Consider the following 9,023-nt stretch of genomic DNA (forward strand, 5'->3'; position numbering starts at 1 on the left):
TGCCGCCGCGCGCGAGGCACGGGATGCGGCCGCCCGCGCCGCCGACTCCGCGCGGTCCTCGGCCGGGGCCTCCGGCGCCCCCTCGGGTGGCGGCCCGACCGGGTCCACCACGTGTGCCCTGGGCACCGCGGGCATGGAGGGCGTCGCCGCGAACGTGGCGACGGCCGGGGAGAAGCTGCGCTGCCTGTTCGGCGTCGACTCCGTGCTGGGCATCGGCAGCCGCGGCAACGCCTCCGACCACCCCAGCGGCAAGGCTCTGGACTTCATGGTCGACAAGGCGACGGGCGACCGGCTCGCCGCCTACGCCCGGCAGAACCGGGACGAGCTCGGGATCTCCTACATCATCTGGCAGCAGCGCATCGACACCGGCAGCGGCTGGAAGGCCCAGGAGGACCGGGGCGGGGCGACGGCGAACCACATGGACCACGTGCACATCTCGTTCACCTGACGTCTCGACGACGATCGCCGCGTCCGAGGGGTCCGGTGCCGTTCCCGGCACCGGACCCCTCAGCCGTGACGATCTCCGCTCAGCCCAGCAGCGTCCGCATCTCCGCGATCTCCGCCTGCTGGGCGTCGACGATCTGCTGCGCCAGCTCCCGCGCCCGCGGGTCCACCCCGGCGTCGAGCTCGGCGCGGGCCATGGTCACCGCCCCCTCGTGGTGGGCGATCATCATCTGGAGGAACGACCGGTCGAACGCGGCGCCGGACGCGCGTCCCAGAGCGGCCATCTGCTCGTCGGACATCATCCCGGCCATCCCGGCCATCCCGGCCATGTCGCCGTGACCGCCGTGGTGGTCCGCGGCGGGTGCGGCGCCCCAGTCGGCCAGGAACCCCCGGAGCAGGCCGATCTCCGGGCCCTGGGCCGCCTCGATCCGGGCGGCGAGGTCGCGCACCCGGGCTCCGGCGCGGTCGTCGGCGAGCCGCGCCATCGCGACCGCCTGCTCGTGGTGCGGGATCATGCCCTGGGCGAAGGCGACGTCGGCGCTGCTCGACGAGGCCGCGGGCGGGGCGGACGCTCCCCCGCCGGCACAGCCGGTCAGGACGAGGGCGGCGGCCAGTGCCGTGGCGGCGAGCGCCACGTTCGTGCGTGTCATGTGTCGGTACTCCCGTGTCGTGGGTGCTCGGCGGCTCCGGCGCTCTCCCGCGCCGGAGGCCGGTCACGTCCGCGACACGCAGAGCAGCGCGAGCCGTCGCGGGACCGGGGGCGGACGGGCCACCGGTGCGGTCCGCGGACTCCCCGGGCCGGCCGGCCCCCGCGACGACGGCAGCGGCGCGAACCCGGACAGCAGCACCGCCGCAGCCAGGGCGACCCCGGCCGCGAGCACGGCCAGGCACAGGTGCAGCAGGTGCGACGCCCCGTCGTGCGGCATGCCGTGCGGGTCGGGATGCGCGGCCCCCCGTGCCCCGGCGGGCGTGACCCCGTGCAGGCCGGGATGCGCCGGCCCCGGGGCGCCGTGGAGCGTGACCCCGTGCGTGACGACGGGTGCGGCGGCGGGAGCGTGGTGTACACCGGAGGACACGGGCGGCGCCGCGAGCGCGTGCATCCCCAGCAGCCCGAGCAGCACCGGCAGCACGAGCACGAGCACGAGCAGCCGGGTCCGGTCCGTCACACCCCGCACCCTACAGGCACGGTGGATACCGTTACCCCCTAGGGGTATGGTGGTGGTGGACCCCGAGGAGGACGCGATGCCCGGCTACGCCGACACCAAGGACGCGCACGTCAAGCGGATGCGCCGGATCGAGGGCCAGGTCCGCGGCATCACGAAGATGATCGAGTCCGACAAGTACTGCATCGACGTGCTGACCCAGGTCGCCGCGGTCAACAAGGCCCTCGAGGCCGTCGCGCTGGGCCTGCTCGACGAACACCTGAAGCACTGCGTCGCCGACGCCGCCACCGAGGGTGGCCCCGTCGCCGAGGAGAAGATCCGGGAGGCCAGCGCGGCGATCGCCCGGCTGGTCCGTTCCTGACACCCGACGTTCTTGAAACCCCGCACCCAGGAGAGAGCACGATGAGCACCGCCAGCTACACCGTCACCGGCATGACCTGCCAGCACTGCGTCGCCTCGGTCACCGAGGAGATCGGCGAGATCTCCGGCGTCACGGACGTGGCCGTCGACCTGCCGACCGGCGCCGTCACCGTCACCAGCGACGGCGAGGTCTCCCCCGACGCCGTCCGCGACGCCGTGCACGAGGCGGGCTACCAGCTCGCCTGAGCACCCCTGACCGCCCACCCGGCGCGGGTCGCCACCGCCACCCGCGCCGGGTCACCCCCGGAGGACCGACCATGAGCGACACGTCCCCGGCCCACGGACCCGTCACCGCGCTGCCCCGCGCAGCCGCGCCCGGGACCGTCGCCGAGAGCGATGCCGACAGCACCGTCACCGAGATCGAGCTCGCCGTCGGCGGCATGACCTGTGCGTCCTGCGCCAACCGGATCGAGCGCAAGCTCAACAAGCTCGACGGCGTCAGCGCGACCGTCAACTACGCCACCGAGAAGGCGCGGATCAGCGCCCCGGGCGGCGTCGGGCTCGAGACCCTGCTCGGGACCGTCGAGGCCGCCGGCTACACCGCCACCCCGCCGAGCGCCGGGGCCGACGAGGACCCCGAGCGCGACCTGCGCGACCTGCGGAACCGGCTCATCGGGGCCGCCGTGCTGTCGGTGCCGGTCGTCGTCCTCGCGATGACGCCCGCATGGCAGTTCGTCGGCTGGCAGTGGGTGTCGCTGCTGCTGACGCTGCCGGTCTGGGGCTGGGCGGGCGCGCCGTTCCACCGCGCCGCCTGGACGAACCTGCGCCACGGCGCCGCCACGATGGACACCCTCGTCTCGATGGGGACGACGGCGGCCCTGGCCTGGTCGCTCTACGCGTTGTTCCTCGGCACCGCCGGGATGCCCGGCATGGTGCACCCGTTCGAGCTGACGATCTCGCGCACCGACGGCAGCGGGAACATCTACCTGGAGGTCGTGGCCGCGGTCGTCACGTTCGTGCTGGCCGGGCGCTACGTCGAGCTCCGCTCCCGGCGCCGGGCCGGTGCCGCGCTGCGCGCGCTGCTGCAGATGGGTGCGAAGGACGTGACCGTGCTCCGTGACGGCGCCGAGGTGCGCGTCGCCGTCGACGAGCTCGCCGTGGGCGAGGAGTTCGTCGTGCGTCCCGGGGAGAAGGTCGCCACCGACGGCGAGGTCGTCGACGGCCGCTCGGCGGTCGACGTCTCGATGCTGACCGGTGAGTCGGTGCCGGTCGAGGTCCGGGCGGGCGACGCCGTCGTCGGCGGGTGTGTGAACTCCGGCGGGCGGCTCGTCGTGCGGGCCACCCGGGTCGGCTCGGACACCGCGCTCGCCCAGATGGCGCGGCTGGTCGAGGAGGCGCAGAACGGCAAGGCCGAGGTGCAGCGCCTGGCCGACCGGATCTCCGCGGTGTTCGTGCCCGTCGTCGCCGTGATCGCCGCCGCGACGCTGCTGGTCTGGATCCTCACCGGCGCCCTCGCCTCGACGGCGTTCACCGCCGCCGTCGCCGTACTGATCATCGCCTGCCCCTGCGCGCTCGGGCTGGCCACGCCGACCGCGCTGCTGGTCGGCACCGGGCGCGGCGCCCAGACCGGCATCCTGATCAAGGGCCCGGAGATCCTGGAGTCCACCCGGCGGGTCGACACCGTCGTGCTCGACAAGACCGGCACCGTCACCACCGGGACCATGGCGCTGACCGGCGTGCACACCGCCGACGGCACCGACGAGGCGACCGTGCTGCGCCTCGCCGGGGCCCTCGAGAGCGCCTCGGAGCACCCGGTGGCCGCCGCGATCGCCGGTGCGGCGACCGAGCGGGTCGGTGACCTGCCCGCCGTCACGGACTTCACCAACCACGAGGGCCTCGGTGTGCAGGGCGTCGTCGACGGCCACGCCGTGCTCGTCGGCCGTCCGCGGCTGCTGGAGCAGTGGTCGGTCCCGCTGCCCGACGACCTCGCCGCGGTCGCCGCGGACGAGGCCGCGCGGGGCCGTACGACGGTCGCCGTCGCGTGGGACGGGGCCGCCCGTGCCGTGTTCGTCGTCGCCGACACCGTGAAGCCGACGTCGGCCGAGGCGATCGCGGAGTTCCGCAGGCTCGGGCTGCGCCCGGTGCTGCTCACCGGGGACAACCGGGCCGTCGCCGAGACCGTGGCCCGTGAGGTCGGCATCGAGCCCGGCCCGGACACCGTCATCGCCGACGTGCTGCCCGCGGACAAGCTCGCCGTGGTGGAGCGGCTCCAGGAGCAGGGCCGGGTCGTCGCGATGGTCGGCGACGGGGTGAACGACGCGGCCGCGCTCGCCCGGGCCGACCTGGGCCTGGCCATGGGCACCGGCACCGACGTGGCGATCGAGGCGTCGGACATCACCCTGGTCCGGGGTGACCTGCGGGCCGCGGCCGACGCCGTCCGGCTCTCCCGGCGCACCCTGGGCACGATCCGGGGCAACCTGTTCTGGGCGTTCGCCTACAACACGGCCGCGATCCCGCTGGCCGCGTTCGGGTTGCTCAACCCGATGATCGCAGGAGCGGCGATGGCGTTCAGCTCGGTGTGCGTGGTGCTCAACAGCCTGCGGCTGCGCCGGTTCCGCCCGCTGGCGGACTGACCCCTGCTCGGCGTCGTCGGTGCGGAACTCCGACGACGCCCTCCGACAGGTCGTCGGCGCTCGTCGTGCGTGCGCGGTGATCGGAGTGGTGTTGGGGGCGGCCCCGCCGGCTGCAGGATCTCAACCGACAGGACCTGGGCCGGCGTACGCCCCGGGTACGAGCGCCGACATGGACCTGACGTACCCCGTCGGCGGCCGGCCACACGTCACCGCTCCGCCGGATGCAGATCCGGGCTGCGGTCGGCCGGTCCGGCGTGCACGTGGTCCAGGCAACGCCGCAGGTGCAGCACGATCCCCGACGCGGCGAGGCTGTCCTCCCAGCCCGCGCGCTGGGAGTCGAGCCGGTCGGTGACCCGGTCCAGCGCGTCCCGGGCGGCGGCCAGGTGGCGGCGGTGCCCGTCGAGCCCGGCGGGTGCGGGGCCGCGGGTCAGGTGCGCGAGCTCCGCCGACCGGATCGCGGTGGCCAGGTCGCCCATCGCCTCCGCGACCGGGGTGCGCAGCGCGGGGTCGAGGACGAGCACGGTGCGCTCGGCCCACGCCGTCTGGGCCAGGACCGTGCTGATGTCGCGGACGAGCACCGCGAGCTGTTCCAGGGTCTGCGCGGCCTCGTAGAGCTGCTGGCCGCGGGCCCGGTAGGCACGTGCCCGCAGGTTGGCCCGCCGGCCGGCGTCGGCGGAACGGACCGCCTCCCGGGTCGCATCGATCAGAGGCTCGAAGTGGTGGCGGTGGCGTGTCCACTCCTCGCGCTCCGGCGGCCACTGCTCGGCCAGGACCTCGGCCATCTCCTGCAGGTGGTCGGCGATGCCGTCACGCAGCCGCGCCACCACGCGGTGCGCGCGGGCGTTCTGCGGCGGGGGCGGCAGGACCAGGGTGACCGCGACCCCCACGAGCACCCCCAGCAGGGTCTGCCCCAGGTAGCCGGCCATGAACCCGGACGGGTCGGTGGCGCCGATGAGGATGGTGAACAACGCCGCGGTCGGGATCAGGTCCCGGGCGGTGGCCAGCACGGGGGCGGCACCCGCCGCGATCCCGGCCAGCACAGCCGCGGCCACCGCCCACCACTGCGCGCCGCCCAGGTGCAGGGCGGCGGCGCCGAGACCGACACCGAGCCCGGTGGCGAGCACGGCGTGCAGGCTCTGGCGCAGCGAGTCGAAGACGGTCGGGTAGCAGACGAGCAGGGCACCGAGCGGTGCGTAGTAGGGGTACTGGCCGAGCACACCGGGGACGAGGGTGGCGAGGTACCAGGCCGCGCCGGCTGCGGCGCCGGCCCGCCACGCCAGTCGCATGCGGTGGCGCAGCCCCTCGGTGAACGGGGAGGCCGGGGAGTTCGGGTGGTGCGGGATCAACGACGGCTCCGTCGGTCGTGCAGATGTTGCGGGAAGCGGGGCCGGCTGTTCGACCGCGGAGGAGCCCTGGCCACCCGACGGCCGCGGGGAACGCGGTGGAGTCCGGGGTGGCGCCGTGCGCACACGGGCGCGGGCCGCCGGAGGACTACCCACGACCGCGCGGCGCAAACCCGGGCGGTGGCAGGATGTGCCGGTGCGCGCCATCGTGATCGGCCACGACCACGTCGCCGGTCTCGGGGCGCTGGGACCGGCCCTGGAACGACGCGGGATCCGTCCGGAGTGGACGACGGTGGTGCCCGCGGACCGGTACGACACCCCGGACGTCGACGCCGGGTTCCCCGACCCGACGGAGGCCGGCCTGGTGGTCACCCTCGGCGCGCCGTGGCCGAGGGAGCGGATCGCGGGGTGGGCGGTCCGTGAGGTCGCGTTCCTGCGCCGGGCGCACGACGCCGGTGTGCCGGTGCTGGCGATCTGCTTCGGCGCCCAGCTCCTCGCCGAGGCGCTCGGCGGCTCCCGGACGACGCTGCCGGCCGCCCGGATCGGATGGCACACGGTCGACCCGGCCGATGGCCGCCTCCCGGCCGGGCCGTGGTTCTGCTGGAACGCCGAGCAGCTCGTCGCACCGACCGGGGCGGAACTGCTCGCCGCCGGCGGGGCCGGACACGAGGCGTTCGTGGCCGGTCGCAGCGTGGGCGTGCAGTTCCACCCCGAGATGACCGTGGACCTGCTGGAGCGCTGGTACACCCTCGGTGTGCCCGACGGCCTCGACGCGCGGGCCCTGCGGGCGGCGACGGCGGCCCAGGACCCGCAGCGGCTCGCCGAGCGGGCCGAGCGGGTCCTGGCGCTCGCGCTCAGGCCCCCAGGAAGTGCTCCAAGGTGATCGGCAGCGACCGGACCCGCACGCCGGTGGCGTGGTGGGCGGCGTTCGCGACGGCCGCGGCCACCCCGACGATCCCGATCTCCCCGATCCCCTTGGCGCCCACCGGGTTGACGTGCGGGTCGTCCTCGTCGACCCACTCGGCGTCGATGTCGCCGACGTCGGCGTTCGCCGCCACGTGGTAGCCGGCGAGGTCGTGGTTGACGACGTGCCCGCGGGCCGGGTCGACGACGCCCTCCTCGTGCAGCGCCATCGACAGCCCCCACACCATCCCGCCGAGGAACTGCGAGCGCGCGGTCAGCGGGTTGAGGATGCGGCCCGCGGCGAACACCCCCAGCATCCGCGGCACCCGGATCTCGCCGGTGTCGGCGTGCACCGCGACCTCGACGAAGTGCGCCCCGTGCGCACCCATCGCGTACTCGGCCATCGCCGGGTTGTGCCCGGCGACGCCGTCGGCCTCCGCCGCGTCCTCGGGGTCGGTGCCCCACTTGTCGCGGAACCGGTCGGCGGCCTCGACGATCGCCGTCGCCCAGGACGCGGTACCCGCCGACCCACCGGCCATGGTCGCGTGCGGCAGCCCGGTGTCGCCGAGGTTCAGGTCGACCTGCGCGGGCGGCACCCCGAGCGCCTCGGCCGCGATCTGGGTGAGCACCGTGCGGGCGCCCTGCCCGATGTCGGCCGCGGCGATGTCCACCCGGTAGCGGCCCGGCGCACCGGCACCGCCGTCGGCGTACCGGATCGCGGCGGCGGAGCCGGGCATCGCGAAGCTCGGGAAGAACGCGGCGGCCACGCCGGTGCCGTGCCACCAGCCGTCGACGAGCCGGGTGCGCGGGCGCGGGTCCCGGTCGGCCCAGCCGAACCGCTCGGCGCCGCGCTGCAGGCAGGCCACGAGGTTGCGACTGGAGAACGGCCTGCCGGTGTCGGGGTCGACGTCGGGCTCGTTGCGGATCCGCAGCTCGACCGGGTCGATCCCGAGCACGACGGCGAGCTCGTCCAGCGCGGACTCCGCGCCGAAGCTGCCGGGCGCCTCGCCGGGTGCGCGCATGTACGTCGGCGTGGACAGGTCCAGCGGCACGACCCGGTGCGAGGTCCGCCGGTGCGGCGACGCGTAGAGGTGCCTGCTGATCACTGCGGTCGGCTCGCCGAACTCGGCCATCCGCGCGCCGGACTCGACGACGTCGTGGGCGAGGGAGTGCAGCCGCCCGTCGGTCCCGGCACCGAGCCGGACCCGCTGCACGGTCGCCGGGCGGTAGCCGGTCAGGTCGGTCATCTCGCGGCGGGTCAGCGCCAGCTTGACCGACCGTCCGGGGACCGCCCGGGCGGCGACGACGGCCAGCACCGACCCGCCGTGCAGCGTGCCCTTGGTACCGAACCCGCCGCCGACGTGCGGTGAGACGACGGTGACGTCGTCGTCGCCGATGCCGAACATCTGCGCGAGCTCGCGCCGGGCCGACCACACCGCCTGCGAGGCCTCGAACAGCGTGAGGTGGTCGCCGTCCCAGCGGGCGACGGTGCTGTGCGGCTCCATCGGGTGGTGGTACTCGATCGGCGTCCGGTAGGTGGCGTCGACCTGCACCGGGGCCGCGGCGAACGCGGCGTCCGGGTCGCCGGTGGTGGCGTCCGGCGGGAACGCGACGACGACCTCGGGGGTGTAGGCCTCCGGCGAGGCCGGGTCGAACGCGGTGGTGGCCGGCTCGGCGTCGTAGGTGACGACGACCAGGTCCGCCGCCTCCCGGGCCGCCTCGGCGGTCTCCGCGAGCACGGCGGCCACGTACTGGCCGCGGTGGTGCACCTCGCCGGACTGCAGCACCGTCTGTTCGGGGGTGGCGCTGCCGTCGACCCGGGGCGCGGTGTCCGGGGTGAGCACCGCGACCACCCCGGGGACCGCGGCCGCGGCGGTGGTGTCGACGGCGCGGACCCGCCCGCGGGCGACCGTCGCGCCGACGCCGCGCAGGTGCAGCGGGTCGACCGCGTCCTGCTCATAGGCGTAGACGGCGTTGCCGGTGACCTTGGCGGGGCCCTCGATCCGGGTGTGCGACGTGCCTGCGGCGCCGTCGGTCCGGGTGCCGGGGGTGACGGTGCTGGTCATGCGGCCTCCGTCCGGTGCGCGGCGAGGCCGCGCAGGGTGGCGGTGACCGTGCCGGCCACCAGCGGGATCTTGAAGGCGTTGCCGCCGACGGCGGTGTCGACGGCGCGGGCA

Annotated in this window: 8 protein-coding genes and 1 pseudogene; 5 read left to right on the forward strand and 4 right to left on the reverse strand. The window is 75.4% G+C overall.

The annotated features are described in order from the left end of the window. Window positions 1-448: pseudogene (locus GTW08_RS15980) on the forward strand (hypothetical protein); the annotation flags it as partial. Between the two features lie 79 nt (window positions 449-527). On the opposite strand, the gene GTW08_RS15985 reads toward GTW08_RS15980, so the two are convergent. Next, window positions 528-1,094 (reverse strand): DUF305 domain-containing protein, encoded by a 567-nt coding sequence (locus GTW08_RS15985; protein ID WP_073577381.1) that lies wholly within the window; start codon window positions 1,092-1,094, stop codon window positions 528-530. 63 nt (window positions 1,095-1,157) lie between these two features. Further along, on the reverse strand, window positions 1,158-1,610 hold the full coding sequence (locus GTW08_RS15990; protein WP_073577380.1) for a DUF6153 family protein: 453 nt from the start codon (window positions 1,608-1,610) through the stop codon (window positions 1,158-1,160). A 76-nt stretch (window positions 1,611-1,686) separates the two neighbouring features. Between GTW08_RS15990 and GTW08_RS15995 the strand changes: the two genes are divergently transcribed. The 3 genes from GTW08_RS15995 to GTW08_RS16005 all read left to right on the forward strand — a co-directional run bounded on the left by GTW08_RS15995 (window position 1,687) and on the right by GTW08_RS16005 (window position 4,600). After that, on the forward strand, window positions 1,687-1,968 hold the full coding sequence (locus GTW08_RS15995) for a metal-sensitive transcriptional regulator (protein ID WP_073577472.1): 282 nt from the start codon (window positions 1,687-1,689) through the stop codon (window positions 1,966-1,968). Between the two features lie 41 nt (window positions 1,969-2,009). Next, window positions 2,010-2,213 (forward strand): heavy-metal-associated domain-containing protein, encoded by a 204-nt coding sequence (locus tag GTW08_RS16000; RefSeq protein ID WP_073577379.1) that lies wholly within the window; start codon window positions 2,010-2,012, stop codon window positions 2,211-2,213. Window positions 2,214-2,407: 194 nt separating this feature from the next. After that, window positions 2,408-4,600 carry a heavy metal translocating P-type ATPase gene (locus GTW08_RS16005; protein ID WP_237453890.1) on the forward strand — a complete coding sequence of 731 codons (2,193 nt, stop codon included), beginning with the start codon at window positions 2,408-2,410 and terminating at the stop codon, window positions 4,598-4,600. 206 nt (window positions 4,601-4,806) lie between these two features. Here the strand turns inward: GTW08_RS16005 and GTW08_RS16010 are convergent, their stop codons facing one another. Then, window positions 4,807-5,946, reverse strand: a complete 1,140-nt coding sequence (locus GTW08_RS16010) for an FUSC family protein (RefSeq protein WP_073577378.1) — start codon at window positions 5,944-5,946, stop codon at window positions 4,807-4,809. A 193-nt stretch (window positions 5,947-6,139) separates the two neighbouring features. On the opposite strand from GTW08_RS16010, the gene GTW08_RS16015 reads away from it, so the two are divergent. Then, the gene (locus GTW08_RS16015; protein WP_161152160.1) at window positions 6,140-6,826 is read left to right on the forward strand and encodes a type 1 glutamine amidotransferase; all 687 of its coding nucleotides are present in this window, start codon (window positions 6,140-6,142) and stop codon (window positions 6,824-6,826) included. Here GTW08_RS16015 and GTW08_RS16020 read toward each other — a convergent pair. Continuing rightward, complete coding sequence (locus GTW08_RS16020; RefSeq protein ID WP_073577376.1) at window positions 6,798-8,912, reverse strand: xanthine dehydrogenase family protein molybdopterin-binding subunit; 2,115 nt, start codon at window positions 8,910-8,912, stop codon at window positions 6,798-6,800. The genes GTW08_RS16015 and GTW08_RS16020 overlap by 29 nt on opposite strands. Between the last annotated feature and the right edge of the window lie 111 nt (window positions 8,913-9,023).

Origin of the sequence: Pseudonocardia sp. SID8383, assembly GCF_009864975.1 — a bacterium.
GTDB lineage: Bacteria > Actinomycetota > Actinomycetes > Mycobacteriales > Pseudonocardiaceae > Pseudonocardia > Pseudonocardia alni.

What these genes read in the sequence shown, in the direction of transcription:
- GTW08_RS15985 (WP_073577381.1), bottom strand. Translation starts at nt 1,094, where the DNA reads ATGACACGCACGAACGTGGCGCTCGCCGCCACGGCACTGGCCGCCGCC.
- GTW08_RS15995 (WP_073577472.1), top strand. Translation starts at nt 1,687, where the DNA reads ATGCCCGGCTACGCCGACACCAAGGACGCGCACGTCAAGCGGATGCGC.
- GTW08_RS16000 (WP_073577379.1), top strand. Translation starts at nt 2,010, where the DNA reads ATGAGCACCGCCAGCTACACCGTCACCGGCATGACCTGCCAGCACTGC.
- GTW08_RS16005 (WP_237453890.1), top strand. Translation starts at nt 2,408, where the DNA reads ATGACCTGTGCGTCCTGCGCCAACCGGATCGAGCGCAAGCTCAACAAG.
- GTW08_RS16020 (WP_073577376.1), bottom strand. Translation starts at nt 8,912, where the DNA reads ATGACCAGCACCGTCACCCCCGGCACCCGGACCGACGGCGCCGCAGGC.